Origin of the sequence: Nonomuraea sp. NPDC004580 (assembly GCF_040609855.1) — a bacterium.
Taxonomy (GTDB): domain Bacteria; phylum Actinomycetota; class Actinomycetes; order Streptosporangiales; family Streptosporangiaceae; genus Nonomuraea; species Nonomuraea salmonea.
Genome location: NZ_JBEXLH010000027.1, coordinates 20,995 through 41,872, shown reverse-complemented (window position 1 = coordinate 41,872; position 20,878 = coordinate 20,995). Strand labels below are relative to the sequence as shown.

At 72.3% G+C, this 20,878-nt stretch carries 19 protein-coding genes; 7 read left to right on the top strand and 12 right to left on the bottom strand.

Going from position 1 to position 20,878, the window contains the following annotated elements:
* Positions 1-291: 291 nt before the first annotated feature.
* From ABZW11_RS25880 to ABZW11_RS25845, 8 genes are read right to left on the bottom strand one after another with little or no spacing between them, the layout of a single operon-like run.
* The gene (locus ABZW11_RS25880; protein ID WP_355421840.1) at positions 292-960 is read right to left on the bottom strand and encodes a GntR family transcriptional regulator; all 669 of its coding nucleotides are present in this window, start codon (positions 958-960) and stop codon (positions 292-294) included.
* Positions 961-973: 13 nt separating this feature from the next.
* On the bottom strand, positions 974-1,948 hold the full coding sequence (locus ABZW11_RS25875) for an ornithine cyclodeaminase family protein (protein ID WP_355421837.1): 975 nt from the start codon (positions 1,946-1,948) through the stop codon (positions 974-976).
* Complete coding sequence (locus ABZW11_RS25870; RefSeq protein ID WP_355421836.1) at positions 1,945-2,910, bottom strand: proline racemase family protein; 966 nt, start codon at positions 2,908-2,910, stop codon at positions 1,945-1,947. The genes ABZW11_RS25875 and ABZW11_RS25870 overlap by 4 nt, the downstream gene beginning before the upstream one ends.
* 10 nt (positions 2,911-2,920) lie before the next feature.
* Positions 2,921-3,922 (bottom strand): proline racemase family protein, encoded by a 1,002-nt coding sequence (locus ABZW11_RS25865; protein WP_355421833.1) that lies wholly within the window; start codon positions 3,920-3,922, stop codon positions 2,921-2,923.
* Positions 3,919-4,803, bottom strand: a complete 885-nt coding sequence (locus ABZW11_RS25860) for a dihydrodipicolinate synthase family protein (RefSeq protein ID WP_355421831.1) — start codon at positions 4,801-4,803, stop codon at positions 3,919-3,921. The genes ABZW11_RS25865 and ABZW11_RS25860 overlap by 4 nt, the downstream gene beginning before the upstream one ends.
* A gap of 19 nt (positions 4,804-4,822) precedes the next feature.
* On the bottom strand, positions 4,823-6,385 hold the full coding sequence (locus ABZW11_RS25855; RefSeq protein ID WP_355421828.1) for an NAD(P)/FAD-dependent oxidoreductase: 1,563 nt from the start codon (positions 6,383-6,385) through the stop codon (positions 4,823-4,825).
* Entirely contained in the window at positions 6,382-6,624 is a 243-nt protein-coding gene (locus ABZW11_RS25850; protein WP_345386119.1) for a (2Fe-2S)-binding protein, read from the bottom strand. Before ABZW11_RS25850 ends, ABZW11_RS25855 begins: the two co-directional genes overlap by 4 nt.
* Complete coding sequence (locus ABZW11_RS25845) at positions 6,621-7,787, bottom strand: FAD-binding oxidoreductase (RefSeq protein WP_355421825.1); 1,167 nt, start codon at positions 7,785-7,787, stop codon at positions 6,621-6,623. Before ABZW11_RS25845 ends, ABZW11_RS25850 begins: the two co-directional genes overlap by 4 nt.
* Before the next feature lie 112 nt (positions 7,788-7,899).
* Here ABZW11_RS25845 and ABZW11_RS25840 point away from each other — a divergent pair, with 112 nt between their 5' ends.
* Together ABZW11_RS25840 and ABZW11_RS25835 are read left to right on the top strand one after the other, a co-directional pair.
* Positions 7,900-8,886: a COX15/CtaA family protein gene (locus ABZW11_RS25840; RefSeq protein WP_355421822.1), complete on the top strand. Its 987-nt coding sequence runs from the start codon at positions 7,900-7,902 to the stop codon at positions 8,884-8,886.
* A 62-nt stretch (positions 8,887-8,948) separates the two neighbouring features.
* Entirely contained in the window at positions 8,949-9,710 is a 762-nt protein-coding gene (locus ABZW11_RS25835; RefSeq protein WP_355421819.1) for an ElyC/SanA/YdcF family protein, read from the top strand.
* Here the strand turns inward: ABZW11_RS25835 and ABZW11_RS25830 are convergent.
* The 4 genes from ABZW11_RS25830 to ABZW11_RS25815 are packed head-to-tail and all read right to left on the bottom strand — an operon-like array spanning position 9,686 to position 13,206.
* Entirely contained in the window at positions 9,686-10,876 is a 1,191-nt protein-coding gene (locus tag ABZW11_RS25830) for a PrsW family intramembrane metalloprotease (protein WP_355421816.1), read from the bottom strand. The genes ABZW11_RS25835 and ABZW11_RS25830 overlap by 25 nt on opposite strands.
* The gene (locus ABZW11_RS25825) at positions 10,863-11,828 is read right to left on the bottom strand and encodes a cation diffusion facilitator family transporter (protein ID WP_355421813.1); all 966 of its coding nucleotides are present in this window, start codon (positions 11,826-11,828) and stop codon (positions 10,863-10,865) included. The genes ABZW11_RS25830 and ABZW11_RS25825 overlap by 14 nt, the downstream gene beginning before the upstream one ends.
* Positions 11,825-12,208, bottom strand: coding sequence for a metalloregulator ArsR/SmtB family transcription factor (locus ABZW11_RS25820; RefSeq protein ID WP_345386133.1), 384 nt, complete (start codon positions 12,206-12,208; stop codon positions 11,825-11,827). The genes ABZW11_RS25825 and ABZW11_RS25820 overlap by 4 nt, the downstream gene beginning before the upstream one ends.
* A gap of 53 nt (positions 12,209-12,261) precedes the next feature.
* Positions 12,262-13,206, bottom strand: a complete 945-nt coding sequence (locus ABZW11_RS25815) for a heme o synthase (RefSeq protein ID WP_355421809.1) — start codon at positions 13,204-13,206, stop codon at positions 12,262-12,264.
* Between the two features lie 308 nt (positions 13,207-13,514).
* Between ABZW11_RS25815 and tkt the strand changes: the two genes are divergently transcribed.
* From tkt to ABZW11_RS25790, 5 genes are read left to right on the top strand one after another with little or no spacing between them, the layout of a single operon-like run.
* Complete coding sequence (gene tkt / locus ABZW11_RS25810) at positions 13,515-15,608, top strand: transketolase (protein ID WP_355421806.1); 2,094 nt, start codon at positions 13,515-13,517, stop codon at positions 15,606-15,608.
* Between the two features lie 7 nt (positions 15,609-15,615).
* Positions 15,616-16,707: a transaldolase gene (gene tal, locus ABZW11_RS25805; RefSeq protein ID WP_355421803.1), complete on the top strand. Its 1,092-nt coding sequence runs from the start codon at positions 15,616-15,618 to the stop codon at positions 16,705-16,707.
* The gene (locus ABZW11_RS25800; RefSeq protein WP_355421991.1) at positions 16,707-18,320 is read left to right on the top strand and encodes a glucose-6-phosphate isomerase; all 1,614 of its coding nucleotides are present in this window, start codon (positions 16,707-16,709) and stop codon (positions 18,318-18,320) included. Before tal ends, ABZW11_RS25800 begins: the two co-directional genes overlap by 1 nt.
* Before the next feature lies 1 nt (position 18,321).
* On the top strand, positions 18,322-19,959 hold the full coding sequence (gene zwf, locus ABZW11_RS25795) for a glucose-6-phosphate dehydrogenase (protein WP_355421800.1): 1,638 nt from the start codon (positions 18,322-18,324) through the stop codon (positions 19,957-19,959).
* A 1-nt stretch (position 19,960) separates the two neighbouring features.
* Complete coding sequence (locus ABZW11_RS25790) at positions 19,961-20,875, top strand: glucose-6-phosphate dehydrogenase assembly protein OpcA (protein ID WP_355421797.1); 915 nt, start codon at positions 19,961-19,963, stop codon at positions 20,873-20,875.
* The last annotated feature ends 3 nt before the right edge of the window (positions 20,876-20,878 follow it).

Genomic DNA, 20,878 nt, shown 5'->3' with positions numbered 1-20,878 from the left:
CACGAGGGTTCCGCCGCGCGCCCGTGGGATGGGGTCTCTCGGGCGCGCGGCGGTGGGCTCGGCTCGGTGGGCGGGGTGTGCCGAGCCCGGGAAGGTCAGCGGAGTGCGGGAGTCCGCTTGACCAGGCATGCGCCATCAGCGGATGCGGGGTGACCGCAGCCGTCGTGGACGAGAAGGGTGGGACCGCCGGCGTTCGCCGCTCTGGCGGCCCGCATCGAGATTACCCCTGTCGGGGAGTGCTCGATCCGTGAATGTCGGAACTCGCGGTCAGTGCAGCGTTCTGTGCCCGGCTCAGTGTTCTGCCCAGATGCCTCGTACGTGGCCGATGTGCTCGGCCATCAGGTGCCCGACCGCCTTGCCGTCGCCGCTCTTGAGCGCGTCGAGCAGTTGCAGGTGCTCCCTGGCCGAGTCGGTCAGCGTGCCGCGCTCCGACAGCTGCGACAGGCCGTACAGCCGCGCCCTGTTGCGCAGGTCGCGGACCACCGACACCAGGTGCGCGTTGCCGCTCAGCGACAGCAGCTCGACGTGGAAGCGCAGGTCGGCGTCCACATACGCGAGCAGGTCGCCCCGCTCGCTGGCCGAGACGATCTCCTCGGCGATCGGCCGCAGCCGCTCGAACTCTTCCGCCCGCGAGCTGTCGGCCAGCCGCGAGACCGTCGGCACCTCGATGAGCTGGCGGATCTCGGTCAGCTCGTCGAGGTCGCGGTCGGACAGCTCGGTCACCCTGAAGCCCTTGTTGCGCACCGCCTCGACCAGGCCCTCCTTGGCCAGGTCGAGCATCGCCTCGCGGACGGGCGTCGCCGAGACGCCGAACTGGGCGGCCAGCACCGGCGCGGAGTAGACCACACCGGGGCGCATCTCACCCGTGATCAGCGCGGCCCGCAACGCGTGCGCCACCTGCTCGCGCAGGCTCTGGCGCTCTCCCACCATCGGCAGATCCAGCCGGTCGTCGGCAGTCATCCGCCCATCCCTTCTATGTCCACGCCTCGTAAGCGGCTGCCGCGACCACGAGGTCCTCCCACGCCATGCCGGTGCTCTTGAACACGCGCGGCCCCGGACCCGCGACCACCCTTCCGGCGATCAGGTCGGCGAGGTTACCGGCGAGATGGCGAGAGGTGATCGTACCCCGGCCGATCGGCACGAGGAGGTCTCCCGCCTCTTCCAGGGCGGCCGCCCTCGCCTCGACGACCACGGTGGCGCGCGCGACCAGGTCGTCGTCGAGCTCGCGGGCGCCGGGCTCGTGGGAGCCGACGGCGACGACGGCGACGCCGTCGCGGGCGAGCTTACCGGGGAACAGGGGGGTCCTGGCGGTGGTGCAGCACGCGACCAGATCAGCCCCGGCAACCGCCTGCGCCACGGGGCCGGCGGTGGGGCCGGGCGCCGCGTCGCGGTTGGTCAGGGCGCGGGCGGTGAGGCCCTGGGCGCGGCAGTGGGCGGCGAGCGCCTCGGCGCGGGCGGCGTCGCGGCCGACCACCGTGACCTCCTCGACGGGCCGCACCTCGCGCAGGGCCGCGACGTGCCCGTACGCCTGCGGCCCGCTGCCGAACACCACCAGCCGCCGCGCCCCCTCCTCGGCCAGGTGCCGGATGGCCAGGGCCGAGACGGCGGGCGTGCGCAGCGAGGTCAGCGCGATCCCGTCCAGGGCGGCGAGCGGCGCCAGGGTGTCGCCGTCGAACAGCAGGTACGTCCCCTGGATCCGGGGCAGCCCGCGCTCCGGGTTGCCCGGCGCGATGCTGACGACCTTGACGCCCGCGTACCGCCGGGTGGCGGCGGGCATGAGCAGCAGCTGGCCCGCGGCCACGTCCACGACCGGCCGCTGCGGCGTCGCCTCCGGATCGAGCCCGGCCCGCAACGCCTCCTCCAGCACCGCCACGGCCCGCCCCATGGGCACCAGCCGCTCGACGGTGGCCGCGTCGAGATAGGGCAACCCACCCGCCGGCGTGCTCATCGGAGCGTGAATCCGGTCGGGAACGGGTCGGCCGGGTCGAGCTCGAAGGTGTGCCGGCCCGTCCTGTAGGCCGTGCCGTCGATCTCCGCCACCACGCCGTCGCCGGCCGTGGCGCCCACGCGGGCGGTGAAGACAGTGCCCACGACGCTCTCGTGCACCAGCGTCGCGGTCCCGTCGGCGTCGTGCAGCAGTGCCATGCGGGCGGCCGTGCCTGAGCCGCAGGGTGAGCGGTCCACCTCGCCGTCGGCGAAGACGGTGACGTTGCGCTGGTGCCGTACGCCGTCCAGGTCGGGCAGGTCCTCGTGGAAGATCACGCCGTACACGCCGGAGAGCCGCTCGTCCGAGGGGTGCCGGGTGGCGGGGTGGCCGGCCAGCGCGGTCTTGATGCGGCGGGCGTGCTCGATGAGCGCGCCCAGGTGCCGCGGCGCGACGGTCAGGCCAAGGCCGGCGGCGGGCAGCGAGGCGTAGACGGCGCCGCCGTACGCGAGATCCACCAGGACGTCCCCGGCGGGCACGCCCCTGGCCAGGACGAAGGAGGGCACGTTGACGAAGGTGACGGTCTCGACGCGGCCCGCGGCGGTGCGTACGCGGGCGGTGACCCGCCCCGACGGCACGTCCACCACCACGTCGGTCACCCCGTCGGCCGGAGCCTCGACCAGCCCTTCGTGCACCGCGTACGCGCCCAGCGCGATCGTGCCGTGCCCGCACGCGGTGGAGAAGCCGTCCTTGTGCCAGAACAGCGCACCCAGCTGCGCGCCCGGGTCGTCGGGCGGCACCAGGAAGCAGCCGTACATGTCGGCGTGACCGCGCGGCTCGTTGCACAGCAGCCGCCGCACGTCGTCGAACTCGGCCATCGCGGTGGTGCGCCGGTCGAGCACCCCGGCCCCGGCGATCTCGGGCACCCCGCCGGTGACGACGCGGAACGGCTCACCGCCCGTGTGGTAGTCGACGGTCGTGATCATCGCGGCGTCCTCACAGCTCGAAACCGGCGGGGAACGGGTCTCGAGGGTCGAGGAAGTATTGGGCGGTGCCGGTGATCCAGGCCCGCCCGGTGATCGAAGGCAGGATCGCGGGCCGCCCGCCCACCTCGGTCTCCTCCAGCACGCGGCCGATGAACCGGGTGCCGATGAACGACTCGTTCACGAACTCCCTCCCGGTCTCCAGCTCGCCGCGTGCGTGCAGCTGCGCCATGCGCGCGCTGGTGCCGGTGCCGCACGGCGAGCGGTCGAACCAGCCGGGGTGGATGGCCATGGCGTGCCGGGAGTGCGCGGCGTCGGAGCCCGGCGCGGCGAAGTAGACGTGGTGGCAGCCGCGGATGCGGCCGTCCTCGCGGTGCACCGGCTCGTCGGCGGCGTTGATCGCCTCCATGGTGGCCAGGCCGGCGGCGATGATCTCGTTCTTGGCGGCGCGGTCGAACGGCAGGCCGTAGTGGTCGAGGTTGACGATGGCGTAGAAGTTGCCGCCGTACGCCAGGTCGTACGGGATCTCCCCGAACCCCGGGACACTCACCTTGGCGTCCAGCCGGTCGCAGTAGGACGGCACGTTGCGCAGCGTCACCGACATGACCATGCCGTCCTCGACCTCGACGTCCACCTCGACGAGCCCGGCGGGCACCTCGAGACGTACGGTCGTGACCGGCTCGACGACCTCCACCATGCCGGTCTCGACCAGCACGGTCGCCACCCCGATGGTGCCGTGGCCGCACATCGGCAGCAGCCCCGACACCTCGATGAACAGCACACCGAAGTCCGCGTCCGGCCTGGTCGGCGGCTGCAGGATGGCGCCGCTCATGGCCGAGTGGCCGCGCGGCTCGGTCATCAGCAGGGTGCGGATGTGGTCGAGGTTGTCGCGGAAGTAGACGCGCCGCTCGGCCATGCTCGCGCCGGGGATGACGCCGACGCCACCGGTGATGACACGGGTCGGCATGCCCTCGGTGTGGGAGTCGACGGCGTGGAAAACGCGCTCAGTCCTCATCGCAGCCCTTCTGCCAGTGCCTTCTCGGTCGCCGCCCGCACGATAGCGGCCTGCTCGTCGGTGAGCGGCTGCCTGGGCGGCCTGCACCGGCCGCCGTGCCGGCCCGCCAGGTCCATCGACAGTTTGATGGCCTGCACGAACTCGGTCTTGGAGTCCCAGCGCAGCAGCGGGTGCAGGCTGCGGTAGAGGGGCAGCGCCGTCTCCAGGTCGCCCGCCACCGCCGCCCGGTAGAGCGCGGCGCTGGACTCGGGCAGCGCGTTCGGGTACCCGGCGATCCACCCCTTCGCGCCCGCGATCGCCAGCTCAAGCAGCACGTCGTCGGAGCCGATCAGCAGATCGAGCTCGGGGGCCAGCTCGGCGATCTCGTACGCCCGCCGCACGTCCCCCGAGAACTCCTTGATCGCCACGATGAACCCCTCCTCGTGCAGCCTGGCGAGCAGCGCGGGGGTGAGGTCGACCTTGGTGTCGTAGGGGTTGTTGTAGGCCACGACCGGGATGTCCACCTCGGCGACCTGGGCGTAGTGCTCCAGCACGGCCCGCTCGTCGGCCCGGTAGGTGTTGGGCGGCAGCAGCAGCACCGAGCCGCAGCCGGCCTCGGCCGCCTGCTCCGCCCAGTGGCGCGACTCGGCCGCGCCGACCCCGGCCATCACCCGCGCGCCGCCCACGGTCTCGACGGCGGTCTCGATCACCTTGGCCCGCTCGTCGTGGGTGAGCGTCTGGTATTCGCCGAGCGAGCCGTTCGGCACGACGCCGTCGCAGCCGTGCTCGACCAGCCAGGCGCAGTGCTCGGCGTAGCGGCCGTAGTCGACCGACAGGTCCTCGCGCAGGGGCAGCGCGGTGGCGACCATGATGCCGTGCCAGGGCTTGCTGCGGTTGTCCATCGGGGCAGTCCTCCAGAGGTCAGTGAGCGGGGCGCTCGTCGGGGTCGGTGGTGAGCTCGGCCAGCGCGCCCAGCGTCACCGGCTGGGCGATCGGGCGGCGCGGCGGCTGCGGCGGCTCACCGGCCAGGCAGGAGACGGCGTAGCCGCAGATGCGGCCCTGGCACCAGCCCATGCCGGGGCGGGCCAGGAGCTTGACGGCGCGGGCGTCGGTGGCGCCGAGCTCCTGCGCCTCGCGTACGCGCGCCAGCGGCACCTCCTCGCACCGGCACACGAGCGTGTCGTCACGCAACCAGGTACGCCACCCCGCCTTGACCGGGTACGCCTCCTGCAACGCCGTCCCGAACCCCCGCCCCCGCTCCCGCCGCCGCAGCAGCACCGCAGGAACACCGTCGCACCCAGCGCCCGCCCCTGCGGCGGCGCGGCCTGCGGCGGCGCTGGGGCGGCCCGCGCGGGGGGTGCGGCCGGCGGCGGCGATGGCGTGGCCGGCGATGCGGCCCTCCAGCTCGGCGGGCCGCCATCCGGCCACGCCGGTGGGCTCGCCGGCCGCCCAGACGCCGGGGACGCTGGTGCGCAGGGCGACGTCCACGTCGAGCACGGGGCTGCCGTCCACGTCGTGCCTGGTCGCGCAGCCGAGCTGGGTGCCCAGCTCGATCTGCGGCACGAACCCGTAGCCCACGGCCACGGTGTCGCACTCGACGACGCGGGTGGCCAGCACGTTCCAATCGGCGTCGAGCCTGGCCACGGTGACGGCTTGGACCTCGCGCTCGCCGTGCGCGGCCACGACCGCCTGCCTGGTCCGGTACGGCACCCGGTGCCGGGCCAGCGCGGCGGCGTACCCGGCGGCCTCGCCCGCCTTGCCCAGGGCCCGCAGAGGATGCCTGGCCAGCCCCAGCCCGCCGTTGGCCTCGTGCACACCGAGCACCCGCGCCCCGGCCGCGGCCAGCCCGGCGGCGACCGGCAGCAGGAACGGCCCGGTACCGGACACCACGATCCGCCGCCCCGCGACGACCCCGGCTCCCTTGAGCAGCGCCTGCGCGCCACCGGCGGTGAGCACCCCGGGCAGATCCCACCCGGGGAACGGCAACGGCCGATCGTGCGCACCGGTCGCGATCAGCAACCGACGGCCGCGCACCTCGACAACGCGCTCCCCATCCGCGCGCACCTCGGGCGGGCGCTCCTCGCTCGTCCGCTCCCTGTAAGTGCGCTCCCTGTCCGGGCGCCGCCCGGCCGTGCCGCGCGTGGCGCCGTGCACGAGGAACTCGCCGTCGGGTTCGCGGGAGACGTTCCAGACCTGGTGGCGCAGCAGCACGTCGGCGCGCGCCTCCAGGGCCCGCGCCTGGCGCAGGAATCGGGCGAGATCGGGCGACACCTTCCCGCCTGCCTCCTCGGTGGCGGTGTGGCGGAAGTACTGGCCGCCGAGTCGGAGGCCCGAGTCCAGCAGGGCCACGCGCAGGCCGGCCAGGGCCGCTGTGAGGGCTCCTGCCACCCCCGCGGGGCCGCCGCCGATCACCACGAGGTCGTATGTCCCGCCGTCGGGACCCCCGCCGCCGAGCACGGTGCCGTCAGTCGATGGCCTGGTCACGCCGTCGTCACCTCGTCCCCGGGAGCCGCCTCCAGGAGGCAGGCGCGCTCGGGCGCGCGGCCGTTCACCGAGATGAGGCAGTCGAAGCAGACGCCGATGCCGCAGAACAGCCCGCGCGGACGCCCGCCGAAGCGGGTGCTGCGCCACGACCGCACTCCGGCCGCGTGCAGGGCCGCGCCGATGGTCTGGCCGGGCACGACCGGCACCTGCCGGCCGTCCACGGTGATGTGGAAGGTCATGCGGCCTCCTCTGCGAAGCGGTCGGGGCGGAAGGGGTGCAGGTCGAGCGCGGGCCGCTCGCCGGTGAGCAGCTGGGCGAGCAGGTGCCCGGTGGCGGGCGCGAGCCCGATGCCGGCGCCCTCGTGCCCGCAGGCGTGGTAGAGCCCTGGCACGCGCGGATCGGCGCCGATGACGGGCAGGTGGTCAGGGCAGTACGGCCGGAACCCGCAGTAGGACCTGATGGCCCGGACGCCACCCAGCGCGGGGAAGAGCTCGACCGCCTGCCGGGCGAGCCGGGCGAGCACGGGCACGGAGGTGGTGCGGTCGAACCCGACGCGTTCCCTGCTGGCCCCGATGAGCACGGTCCCGGCGGGAGTGCCTTCGATGACGGCCGAGGTCTCCAGGCCGGCGTTGTCGCTGGCGACGTTGGTGACGTAGGCGGCGGTGTAGACCTTGTGCCTGATGAGCGGCTCGGTGAGCGGCTCGGTGAGCGGCTCGGTGAGCGGCTCGGTGACGAGGATGAAGCCGCGCCGCGGCAGGATCGGCAGCTCGACCCCGGCCAGCGCGGCGACCTCACCGCCCCAGGTGCCGGCCGCGTTGACGACGGCGCCGCCGAGCACGTCGCCCTGGGTGGTGCGCACGCCGGTGAGCCGGTCGCCGGAGCGCAGGAACCCGGTGACGCGGGCGCCGAGCCGCAGCCGCAGCGTCCCCTTGCCGAAGCTCTCGGCGCCGTGCCTGAGCAGGGTGGCGGCCGCGAGCATGGGCTGGACCTGGGCGTCCTGCGGGTAGAAGACCCCGCCGGCCAGCCCGTCCGCGAGGTGCGGCTCGTAGTCGCGCAGCCCGGACGCCGGGACGAGGCGGTGCTCCACGCCCTGCTGCCCGGCCAGGCCGGTGAGCGCGACCATGACCTTCTCGGTCTCGGCGACGACGAGCCCGCCCTTGGGCTCGAACTCGAACCCGCCGTGCCCGGCCAGCTCGCGCCACAGCCGGTTGGACAGCACCGCCAGCTCCAGCTCGGGCCCCGGCTCCTTGTCGGAGACCAGCACGTTGCCCTCGCCCGAGCCGGTCGTGCCGCCGGCCACGGGACCGCGGTCGATCACGGTCACGTCGAGTCCCGCGCGCGCGGCGTAATAGGCGCAGGCCGCGCCCACGACTCCGGCGCCGACGACGATCACGTCGGACATCACCACCTCCTCTCAGTAATATGTCACATACCTTGATGGCTTGAGAAGCCCGTATCAGCGGGTCCGGTGGCCGATGGCGGGACCGCCCGGTCCCGCCCCTACCATCGATGACGTGAAGCTACCCGCCGACAGCACCAACCCCTTCGTCCGGCTCCTGCGCTCGTTCTGGGTCCCTACCGAGCGGTCCATGCGGGCATGGGCGCTGGCGTCCGTGGTGGTCAACGCCGGCATCACGGTCACCGGGGCGGGCGTGCGCGTGACCGCCTCCGGGCTGGGCTGTCCGACCTGGCCGCGGTGCACGCCCGACAGCTTCGTCCCCGTGCTGCATCCCGAGGTCGATCCGCTCAACATGGCGGTGGAGTTCGGCAACCGGCTGCTGACGTTCCTGGTGCTGGCCGTGGGCGTGGCGTGCGTGCTCGCGGCGCTGCGGATGAAGCCGCGGCGCACCTCGCTCGTCCGGCTGGCCTGGCTGCAGCCGGTCGGCATCGTCGCCCAGGCGCTGTGGGGCGGGCTGGTGGTCAACACCATGCTCAACCCGTTCACGGTCGGCATGCACTACCTGATCTCCAGCGGCCTCATCGCGGTCTGCTGGCTGCTCTACGCGCGCTCCGGCGAGGGCGACGCCCCCGTGCGGCGCATCACCCACCGCGACATCAGGCGGCTCGGCCACGTGCTGCTGGCCGCCGTGTTCGTGCTGCTGGTGGTGGGCGTCGGGGTCAGCGGCACCGGCCCGCACTCCGGCGACGCGCTGGCCTCCCGCTTCGACTTCGACATCGAGGCCATCGCCCGCTTCCACGCCGACGTCGCCTACGCCGTGGTCGGGCTGACGTTCGCGCTGCTGTTCTCCCTCCACGTCACCAACGCGCCGCGTGCCGCCCGGCGGGCCGCGCTCGCGCTGTTCGGGGTGGAGCTGCTGCAGGGCGTGATCGGCTACACCCAGTGGTTCCTCGCCGTGCCGGCGATGCTGGTGCTGCTGCACGTCCTCGGCTCGACCCTGGTGTGGATCGCCGCGCTGCGGGTCGTCACCTCGCTGCGGGCCCGCGACCGCGAGCCCGCCCCCGTGAGCCCCTCCCCCACCGAAACGGCCGCCGCCCTCTGATCGGATATGCCAGGGTTTGAGGGGTGATGTCCGCCACTCCCCCGGCTCCGAAGGGGTGCGATTTGCTGGGAAAAGTCCGCCTCTCTCGTAAGGCGTTCCGCCGCACGTACCAGGGGCTGGTGCTGGCCAGCGTGCTGGCCCTGGCCCCCATGACGTGGGCCTGGCTGGGCAGCTACGGGCATCGGACCACGGTCGATGACACAGTGGAAGACACGGTGGAGGACACGGCCGGGGACCAGGGCTGGCAGGCGCGGGTGCCGGCCGCGCAGGCCGCGCTCGTGCTGGGCGCCGGCCTCTACGACGGCGTCCACCCCAGCCCGATGCTGGCCCGCAGGCTCGACATCGCCGCCGACCTCCACCGGACCGGCAAGGTGCGCGCCCTGCTGCTGTCGGGCGACAACAGCCGCGCGGACTACGACGAGCCGACGGCGATGCGCGACTACCTGCGCGCCAAAGGCGTGCCCGACGCCGTGATGGTGCTCGACTACGCCGGGTTCGACACGTGGGACTCGTGCGTGCGGGCCCGCCGCGTCTTCGGCGCCGAGCAGGTCACCGTGGTGACCCAGGAGTTCCACATCCCCCGCGCGGTGACGTTGTGCAGGGCGGCGGGGCTGGAGGCGTTCGGCGTGGGCGACGACTCGGCCAGGCGCTACGCCGCCACCACCTACGCCGGCGCCGCCCGCGAGCTGTTCGCCACCGGCAAGGCGTTCGCCGACGCCGTGATCCTGCGCTCCGACCCCGTCTTCCCAGGGCCGCGCGAGGTCTCGCTCACGCGGATCCTGGCCGAGCCACCAGCCGGTCAGGTGGGGGCGCCGGGAGCGTAGCCGGGCGGGGGTGAGCCCCGCGCCGCCGAGCGCGCGTGGATCGACGGCACGGGGAAGTCGGCCCTGGCCGTGCTCATGCACTCCAGCAGCGCCCGCTGCTCCTCGTGGAAGGTGTGCTCGTCGACCATGTGGCGGGCCGCCCGCTCGTGCAGCAGCCCCAGCTCGGTGGCGGCGAGCTGGTAGTCGCGCATCGCGCGCACGCCGGCCTTGCCGCCGTGGGCGCGGGCCCACTGCCGGGCCTGGCGGCGCCGCGAGAAGGCCGAGAGCATGTAGATGTCGGCCTGGGTGACGAGCTTGGTCGGCTCGTACGGCGGCAGGTAGCGCTGGATGAGCGCCACGATGCGCCGCCGGTCCCTGAACACCACGCCGATGAGCACCACCAGCACGACCAGCAGCGCCAGGTAGGCCACCACGAGCCCGGGGAACCCGCCGTAGGAGGCCAGGCCGTTCCACAGCCCGTGGAGGATCATCGCGCCGGTCCAGCCGGCCAGCACGTACGTGGTGCGCTCGGGCCCGCCGCGCTGCGCCGCGTACGCCACCGCGACCCCGATCATGGAGCTGAACAGCGGGTGGGCGAGTGGCGACAGCACCCCGCGCAGGACCACCGTGACGGCCAGCCCCTTGACGCCCGAGGTGGACAGGGCGCCGAGGTAGTAGCTGACGTTCTCGCTCATGGCGAAGCCAAGGCCGACCATGCTGGCGTAGATGACGCCGTCGGTGGGTCCGTCGAGCTCGGCCCTGCGGAAGCGCAGCAGCCCGAGCAGCACCAGCCCCTTCATCGTCTCCTCCACGACCGGGGCGCCGAACGTGGCCGCGATGTTGCGGGCGCTCGCCTCCGACAGCTTGGCGGTGTCGATGATGTAGTGCAGGTTGAGCGAGTTGATCACGCCGGCGACGAGCACCGCGATGCCCGCGCCCCAGGCGAAGGCGAAGATGAGGTTGCTGCGCGGCTCGGGCTCCATGCGGTCGAGCGCCAGCACCGCGGCGAGCAGCAGCGGCACCGGCGCGAGCGCGAGTGCGAGGGCGATGAAGAACTGCACCGGCGCGCCGTTGATCACGTCGAAGGAGAACGAGACGAGGGCGCAGATGCCGGTGACGACCAGCCCGATGATCAACGCGAACGACGGGCGGTCCTTCAACACCCAGCGTGGATCACGGGTCGCCATAGGGTGACTTTAACGGATCAGAGTGCCGGGGTCCGTGCGGGTCCGCGCAGTGCCGGTCCAGTCCCGGCACCCCGTGATCGACCTGCAGCGTCGTGTGACCGATCGCGAACCGCTCGTGCAGCAGGTCCGCGAGCCGGGTGCGCACCTGGTGGCAGTCGGAGCCGCGGGCCACGATCACGTGGGCCGACAGCGTCGGATAGCCACTCGTCACCGTCCAGACATGCAGGTCGTGCACCTCCTCCACGTCGGCGTCCGCGGCGAGCAGGCGGCCGATCTCGTCGGGGTCGAGGTCGCTGGGCGCGGCCTGGAGCAGCACCCGGCCGGAGTCGCGCAGCAGCCCCCAGCCGGCCTTGAGCATGAGCGCCGCCACCACGAGCGCGGCAATGGCGTCGGCCTGGCGGAAGCCGGTCAGCCAGACCACGAGGCCGGAGACGGCGGTGGCGACGAAGGCGTACATGTCGTTGAGCACGTGCTGGAAGGCGCCCTCGACGTTCAGGCTGCGCCGGTTCGCCTTCGACAGCAGCAGGGCGGCGCCCGCGTTGACCGCGATCCCGGCCACCGCGGTGACCAGCACGATCGGGCCGTGCACGTCGGGCGGCTCCAGGATGCGGTGCACGCCCTCGTACACGAAGTACGCCACCAGCAGCAGCAGCGTCACGCCGTTGATCTGCGCCGAGAGGATCTCGGCGCGCTTGTAGCCGAAGGTGTAGGCGCCCTTGGGCGGGCGGGCGGCGATGCGCATGGCGACCAGCGCCAGCGCGATCGCGCTCGCGTCGGTCAGCATGTGGGCGGCGTCGGAGATCAGCGCGATCGAGTTGGCGACCACGCCGGCGACCACCTCGGCCACCATGAAGGTGAGGATGAGCGCGAGCGCGCCCCACAGGTAGCCCTTGTCGGCTTCCTGGCTCAGGGCATGCCCGTGCCCATGACCGTGCCCCTGCCCCCCGCTCATCCCGTCTCCTTCAGATGCTCCCGGCTCAGGTCGAGCAGCATGCGGACGTGGGCGTCGGCCAGCCGGTAGTAGATCGTCCTGCCGGCCCTGCGGCTGGCCACGATCCCGGCCGTGCGCAGCAGGCGCAGCGCGTGGGAGACGGCGGTGTCGGTCACCTCGACGGCGTCCGCCAGGTCGCACACGCACAGCTCGCCCGCCTCCAGCAGCGCGTACAGGAGCCTGGCCCTGGTGGGGTCGCCGAGCAGGCGGAACAGCTCGGCCAGCCGGGTGGCCTCCTCAGGCGTCACGAGCCGGTCGCGGGTGGCCGCGACCCTGGCGGCGTCGGCCTCCGGCACGGCGCATCCGTCCAGACTGGTGACAACATCTGAAGAGGTGTTCATATGTGCATGATACGAACGTGAAAGAGCCCGGCGCAATGGCCGGGCCGGAAAAGTCAGGACAAGAGGGGGTCGATCGCCACGGCGAGGAACAGCAGCGCCAGGTAGGCGTTCGACCAGTGGAAGAAGCGCATCGGCCGCAGCTGCACGCCCGTCTTGCCGGCGTTGAGCCTGGCCAGCAGGCGGTGCACCTCCCACAGGCACATCGCGCCCAGCACGGCCGCCACCACCGGGTAGAACAGCGTGGTGCCCGCCACCGGCCACAGCGCCAGGGAGCACAGCACGGTCGCCCAGGTGTAGGCGATGGACTCCAGCACCACCCGCCGCTCGGTGGCCACCACCGGCAGCATCGGCACCTTCGCCGCCGCGTAGTCCTCCTTGTAGCGCATGGCCAGCGTCCAGGTGTGCGGCGGCGTCCAGAAGAACACCACCCCGAACAGCACCAACGGCGCCCAGTCGAGCCGCTCGGTGATGCCGGCCCAGCCGATCATCACCGGCATGCAGCCCGCGATGCCGCCCCACACGATGTTCTGGGCCGTGCGGCGCTTGAGGATCATCGAGTAGACCAGCACGTAGAACAGGATGGCGCCGAGCGACAGCAGCGCGGCCAGCCAGTTGGTGGTCAGCCACAGCCCCAGCGTGGACGCCACCCCCAGCGCGACGCCGAAGATCAGCGCGTTGCGCGGCGACACCTGGTGCCTGGCCAGCGGCCGCCTGCGGGTGCGCCGCATCTTCTGGTCGATGTCGCGATCCACGTAGCAGTTGAGCGCGTTGGCGCTGCCCGCCGATAGGGTGCCGAACACCATGACCGAGATCGACGTCCACAGCGGCGGCAGGCCGCCCGCTGCGAGGAACATCACCGGCAGTGTCGTGATCAGCAGCAGCTCGATGATCCGCGGCTTGGTGAGGGCGATGTAGGCCTTGACGGTCATGCCGATCGAGCGCGGCGCCTCCACCTGCGGAGAGGGGGCCGTCGCCTGCCTGTTGGTCAGCACCGTCAAGGCGCTTCCAGCCTGTCGGAAGTCAACGCGTAACCTCTGATTAGAGCGGATCCATGGGCGGGCGCCGGAACGCCCCTGCGAACAAACAAACTGTAGTCGCAGGGGGAGCCGGTCCGGCCAATGGGGGGCTTGAGCCGTACATGGACACGCGAGGGCGGAATGGGAATCGATCGCCCCGCCGCCTCGGTTAGTGTCCCGTGTAGGCGCGGGCCACGCGGTCTCGCGGCCGATCGTGCGGGCCGCGGGCGGGACAAGCCACAACCAATGACAACTAGATTCCGGAGATCGAGCACTTGAGCACCGAACTCGTGCCAGCCCTTGAATGGACCGACCTCGACAAGAAGGCGGTCGACGTCGTCCGGGCACTGGCGATGGACGCAGTGGAGAAGGCGGGCTCGGGTCACCCCGGCACCGCCATGAGCCTGGCCCCCGCCGCCTACCTGTTGTTCCAGCACGTCATGCGGCATGACCCGACCGATCCTTCGTGGATCGGGCGTGATCGCTTCGTGCTTTCGTGCGGCCACACCAGCCTGACGCTCTACATCCAGCTCTACCTGTCGGGCTACGGCCTCACGCTGGACGACCTGAGGCGGCTGCGCCAGTGGGACAGCCTGACCCCCGGCCACCCCGAGCACGGCCACACCGCGGGCGTCGAGACCACGACGGGCCCGCTCGGCCAGGGCCTCGGCAACGCGGTCGGCATGGCGATGGCGGCCCGCCGCGAGCGCGGCCTGTTCGACCCCGACGCCGCGCCCGGCACCTCGCCGTTCGACCACCACATCTGGTGCTTCGTCAGCGACGGCGACATCGAGGAGGGCATCAGCCACGAGGCCAGCGCGATCGCCGGCCACCAGAAGCTGGGCAACCTCGTGGTCGTCTACGACGACAACCACATCTCCATCGAGGACGACACCCAGATCGCCAAGTCCGAGGACGTCGTGGCCCGCTACGAGGCCTACGGCTGGCACACCGAGAGCGTCGACTGGACCGCGACCGGCGACTACGTCGAGGACGTCCAGGCGCTCTACGAGGCGCTCCAGGCGGCCAAGGCCGAGACCGACCGCCCGTCGTTCATCCGGCTGCGCACGATCATCGGCTGGCCCGCGCCCAACAAGCAGAACACCGGCAAGATCCACGGCTCGGCCCTGGGCGAGGCCGAGGTCGCCGCCACCAAGCAAGTGCTCGGCATGGACCCGAGCAAGAGCTTCGACGTGCCGGCCGGGGTGCTGGAGCACGCCCGCGGCATCGCCCAGCGTGGCCGCGCCGAGCACGCCGACTGGGAGAAGCGCTACAGCGAGTGGCGCCTGGCCAACCCCGAGCGGGCCGCCGAGCTCGACCGCATCTCGCACCGCGAGCTGCCGGCCGGCTGGGCCACCGCGCTGCCGTCGTTCGACAAGGGCGCCTCGATCGCCACCCGCAAGGCCTCCGGCGAGGTGCTCAACGCGCTCGCGCCGGTGCTGCCCGAGCTGTGGGGCGGCTCGGCCGACCTGGCCGAGTCCAACAACACCACGATGAAGGGCGAGCCGTCCTTCATCCCGGAGGAATACCAGACCAAGGAGTTCCCCGGTAACCGCTACGGCCGCACGCTGCACTTCGGCATCCGCGAGCACGCCATGGGCGCCATCCTCAACGGCATCGCGCTGCACGGCGGCACCCGCCCCTACGGCGGCACGTTCCTGGTCTTCTCCGACTACATGCGGCCGTCGGTGCGCCTGGCCGCGCTGATGAAGCTGCCGGTCACCTACGTGTGGACGCACGACTCCATCGGCCTCGGCGAGGACGGCCCCACCCACCAGCCGATCGAGCACCTGTGGGCGCTGCGCGCGATCCCCGGCCTCGACGTGGTCCGGCCCGCCGACGCCAACGAGACGGCCTACGCCTGGAAGGCCGTTCTCGAGCACACCGACCGGCCCGCCGCGCTGGCGCTGACCCGCCAGAACCTCCCGGTCTACGAGGGCACCAGCGCCGACGGCGTGGCCCGCGGCGGCTACGTGCTGCGCGAGGCGTCCGACGGCCAGCCGAAGGTCATCCTCATCGCCACGGGCAGCGAGGTGCAGCTCGCCGTCGAGGGCCGCGAACTCCTGGAGTCGCAGGGCATCCCGACGCGGGTGGTCTCGATGCCGTGTGTCGAATGGTTCAAGGGGCAGGATTCCGCATATAGGCAGACGGTTCTGCCCTCGTCGATCCGGGCTCGGGTCGCGGTCGAGGCGGGCATCGCGCTCGGCTGGCACGAGTACGTCGGCGAGTGCGGCGAGGTGGTCAGCCTCGAACACTTCGGCGCTTCGGCCCCGTACAGGACTCTGTACGAGCAGTTCGGGCTGACGGCGGAGCGCGTGGCGGCCGCGGCGAGGGCGAGCCTGGCCAAGCTGGGTCAGGACAAGGGCGAGACGACGGGAAACTGAAGAAAAGATGAGCGAGATCCTCAACAAGCTGTCCGGCCAGGGCGTGGCCATCTGGCTCGACGACATCAGCCGTGAGCGGCTGCGCACCGGCAACCTCGAAGAGCTGATCCGCGCCAAGAACGTCGTCGGGGTGACGTCCAACCCGACGATCTTCGCCAACGCGCTCAGCAAGGGCGACGCCTACGACGCCCAGCTGCACGACCTCGCGGTCCGCGGCGTCGACGTCGGCGAGGCCGTGCGCGCCATCACCGCCTACGACATCCGCTGGGCCGCCGACGTGCTGCGCCCGGTCTACGACTCCAGCGGCGGCGTGGACGGCCGCGTGTCGCTGGAGGTCGACCCGCGCCTGGCGCGCGACTCCGAGAAGACGATCGCCGAGGCCAGGGCGCTGTGGTGGCTGGTCGACCGGCCCAACCTGATGATCAAGATTCCGGCCACGGTGGAGGGCCTGCCCGCGATCACGCAGGCGCTGTCGGAGGGCATCAGCGTCAACGTCACGCTGATCTTCTCCCTCGAGCGTTACCGCGCGGTCATGGACGCCTGGCTCGCCGGCCTGGAGGCCGCACAGGCCAAGGGGCTCAACCTGGCCACGATCGAGTCGGTGGCCTCGTTCTTCGTCAGCCGCGTCGACACCGAGATCGACAAGCGGCTCGACAAGCTGGGCAAGCCGGAGCTGAAGGGCAAGGCGGGCGTGGCCAACGCGCGCCTGGCGTACGCGGCGTTCGAGGACGTGATGAACTCCGAGCGCTGGCAGCGCCTGCGCGAGGCGGGCGCGCGGCCGCAGCGGCCGCTGTGGGCCTCGACCGGCGTCAAGAACCCCGAATACTCCGACACCCTCTACGTCGACCAGCTCGTCGCGCCCGGCACCGTCAACACGATGCCGGAGAAGACGCTCGACGCCACGGCCGACCACGCCGCCATCTCGGGCGACACCGTGCGCCCGTTCTACGAGCAGGCCTGGAACACCATGGCCGCGCTCAAGGACGCCGGCATCGACTACGACGACGTCGTGAAGGTGCTGGAGGACGAGGGCGTGGAGAAGTTCGAGGCGTCCTGGAACGAGCTGCTCGAGAGCGTCACCAAGAACCTGGTTCCGTGATGGAGGTCTCCTACCGCGAGGAGGGGGTGGCATCCGCCGCCTCCTCCGTCGCGGGGCGCCTCGTCGCCGACGGCGTGCCCGCGCGGCTCGCCGGCGGCGACCCCACGTTGTGGGGTGAGGACGCCGAGGCGGAGGCGGCGGCCCGGCTCGGCTGGCTGTCGCTGCCCCGCCACTCCCGCGAGCTGCTGCCCGTGCTGGGCGAGCTCGCGGGCCGGGCCCGCGCCGCGGGCCTGACGAACGTGGTGCTGGCCGGCATGGGCGGCTCGTCGCTGGCGGCGCAGGTCATCTGCGACACCGCCGACGTGCCGCTCACCGTGCTCGACACGACCGACCCCGGCCAGGTCCGCAGGGCCCTGGCCGAGGGCCTTTCCGCCACGGTCGTGGTGGTGGCGGGGCGCAGCGGCTCGACGGTCGAGACCGACAGCCTGCTGCGCGTCTACGAGCAGCGGTTCGCCGACGCGGGGCTCGACCCGGCCGGCCACATCGTGATCGTCACCGCTCCCGGCTCGCCGCTCGAACGGCGGGCCGTTTCGGCCGGCTACCAGCTCGTGCCCGCCGCTCTCAGCGTGGGCGGCCGCTACTCGGCGCTGTCGGCGTTCGGGCTGGTGCCCGCCGCGCTGGCGGGGGCCGACGTGGAGCGGCTGCTGGACGACGCCGACGAGGTGTCGCCGCTGCTGTCGCGTGACACCGGCAACCCCGGCCTCGAGCTGGGCGCCGCGCTCGCCGGCGCGGCGCTGGCCGGCCGCGACAAGCTGGTGCTCGAAGACCAGCTGACGGCCATCAACGGCCTGCCCGACTGGATCGAGGAGCTGGTCGCGGAGTCCACCGGCAAGCAGGGCAGGGGGATCCTGCCGGTGGTGGGCGCCGACCCCAACGGCACCCGCGACGAGCTGGTCGTCGCCATCGACTCCGACGTCGGCGACGTGCGGGTGGACGGGCCGCTGGGCGCGCAGTTCCTGGTCTGGGAGTACGCCACCGCCCTCGCCTGCTCGGTGCTGGGCGTCAACCCGTTCGACGAGCCCAACGTGGCCGAGTCGGCCGCGGGCGCCGACGCGCTGCTGGCCCTGCCCGACCTGCCGACCGGCGCGCCGTCGTTCGTGGACGGCCCGGTCGAGGCGTACGGCGCGGCGACGGCGAAGGACCTGCCCGGCCTGTTCGCCGAGCTGCTGCACGCGATTCCGGGCGACGGCTACCTCGCGGTCACCGCCTACCTCGACCGGCTGGCCGCCTTCGACGCCCCGGTGCCCGACGGCGCCGACTTCGAGCAGATGACCGACGCCTGGATGATGGCCGACCCGCTGACCCTGCGCACCCTGCTCGCGCTGCGCACCGACCGGCCGGTGACGTTCGGGTGGGGGCCGCGCTACCTGCACTCGACCGGGCAATACCACAAGGGCGGGCCGCAGAACGGCGTGTTTCTGCAGATCACGGGGGCAGTGGACGAAGACGTCGCCGTTCCCGGCCGGCCCTACACGCTGGGCCGGCTCCAGCTCGCGCAGGCGCTGGGCGACCTGGGGGCCCTGGAGACCCGCGGGCGCCCCGCCGTACGCCTGCATCTGACCGACCGCGCGGCGGGAGTCGCGCGTTTGCTCGCAGCCGCACAGGAGGCTTGAGATGACTGACCGCGCAGACCCCGCGGCATCCGCGAAGGAGCCCGTCGCCGCGGCTCCCGCGGAAGAGGCGCTCGCCGTGGCGTCGGCCGTCGCCGGAACCGCCACGACCGAGGCGGTGGCGGCGGCCAACCCGCTGCGCGACCCGCGCGACAAGCGGCTGCCCAGGGTGGCAGGGCCGTGCGTGATGGTGTTGTTCGGCGTGACGGGTGACCTGGCCAAGCGCAAGCTGTTGCCGGCCATTTACGACCTGGGCAACCGGGGGCTGCTGCCACCCGGCTTCTCGCTGGTCGGCTTCGCCCGGCGCGATTGGAAGGACCAGGATTTCGCCCAGTTGACGTACGAGGCCGTCAAGGCGCATGCGCGGACTCCGTTCCGCGAGGAGGTCTGGAAGCAGCTGCGCGAGGGCATCCACTTCGTGCCCGGCGAGTTCTCCGACGACGGCGCCTTCGACGCGCTCGCCATGGCGTTGGCCGAGATCGACGAGACCCGGGGCACGGGCGGAAACTACGCTTTCTACCTGTCGGTGCCGCCGAAGTTCTTCCCCGTGGTGGTGGAGCAGCTCAAGCGCACCCGCCTGTCCGACGCCCCCGACGGCTCGTGGCGGCGCGTGGTGATCGAGAAGCCGTTCGGCCACGACCTGCAGTCGGCCCACGAGCTGAACGAGATCACCACCTCGGCCTTCCCGGAGAGCTCGATCTTCAGGATCGACCACTACCTGGGCAAGGAGACCGTCCAGAACATCATGGCGCTGAGGTTCGCCAACAACCTCTACGAGCCCATCTGGAACCGCAGCTTCGTCGACCACGTGCAGATCACGATGGCCGAGGACATCGGCATCGGCGGCCGGGCCGGCTACTACGACGGCATCGGCGCCGCCCGCGACGTGATCCAGAACCACCTGCTCCAGCTGCTCGCGCTGGTCGCGATGGAGGACCCGACCTCGTTCGAGGCGGCCTCGCTGCGCCGGGAGAAGGAGAAGGTGCTCAAGGCCGTGCGGCTGCCGGCCAACCTGGGGCTCAACACCGCCCGCGGCCAGTACGCCGCCGGCTGGCAGGGCGGCGAGAAGGTCGTCGGCTACCTCCAGGAGGAGGGCATCTCGCCCGAGTCCACGACCGAGACGTACGCCGCGATCAAGCTGGAGATCGCCAACAGGCGCTGGGCCGGGGTGCCGTTCTACCTGCGCACCGGCAAGCGGCTGGGGCGCCGGGTGACCGAGGTGGCCGTGGTGTTCCAGCGGGCGCCGCACCTGCCCTTCAGCGCCGACGACACCGAGATCCTGGGCCAGAACGCGCTGGTCGTGCGCGTGCAGCCGGACGAGGGCATCACCGTGCGCTTCGGCTCGAAGGTGCCGGGCACGGCGATGGAGGTGCGCGACGTGTCCATGGACTTCGCCTACGGCGAGTCGTTCCTGGAGTCGTCGCCGGAGGCGTACGAGCGATTGCTGCTCGACGTGATGATCGGCGATCCACCGTTGTTCCCGCACCAGCGGGAGGTGGAGCTGTCGTGGAAGATCCTCGACCCGATCGAGGAGTTCTGGGCCACGCAGGGCCAGCCTGAGGCGTACGAGTCGGGGTCGTGGGGCCCCGAGTCGGCCGATGCGATGATGGCCCGCGACGGCCGCGTGTGGAGGAGGCTCTGACATGACCACCTTCATGCTGACCGACACCACGGCCGGGAAGATCGCCGCCCAGTTCACGCACCTGCGGCACCAGATGGGCGCGCCGGCCATCGGCATGGTGCTCACGCTCGTCGTGGTGAGCGAGGAGCGCCACCAGTACGACGCGCTGCGCGCCGCCACCGAGGCGGCCCGCGAGCACCCGTCGCGCATCATCGTGGTGATCAAGCGCGAGGAGGACGAGCCGATCAGGCTCGACGCCGAGCTGCGCATCGGCGAGAACACGCCGGGCGAGGTCGTGGTGCTGCGCCTGTACGGCGAGCTGACCGAGCACGCCGACTCCGTCGTCAGCCCGCTGCTGCTGCCCGACACGCCGGTCGTGGCCTGGTGGCCGGGCGCGGCGCCCGACGTGCCGTCCAAGGACGCCATCGGGGCGCTCGCACAGCGGCGCATCACCGACGCCAAGGGCTTCGACGACGGCGGCGTCAAGTCGCTGGTCATCCGTGCCAGGGGCTACGCCCGCGGCGACACCGACCTGGCCTGGGCCCGGCTGACGCCGTGGCGCAGCCTGCTCGCCGCCGCGTTCGACCAGCCGGCGGGCAAGGTGCGCAAGGGCGTCGTCGAAGCCTCCGCGGGCCATCCCAGCGCGCCGCTGCTCGCGGCGTGGCTGTCGGAGCGGCTGGGCTGCTCGGTCAAGGTGAGCGAGTCGGCGGGTCCCGGCCTGACCGCCGTACGCCTGCAGCTCGCCGAGGGTGAGCTGTCCGTCGTGCGCACCGACGCCCGGCTGGCCACGCTCTCCCGCCCCGGCCAGCCCGACAGGAACGTGGCACTGGCCAGGCGGCAAACCTCCGAGCTGATGGCGGAGGAGTTGCGCAGGCTCGACAGCGACGAGATCTACGAGGCCGCGGTGAAGCGGTTCGCGAGGACGTTCAAGGGATGAGCA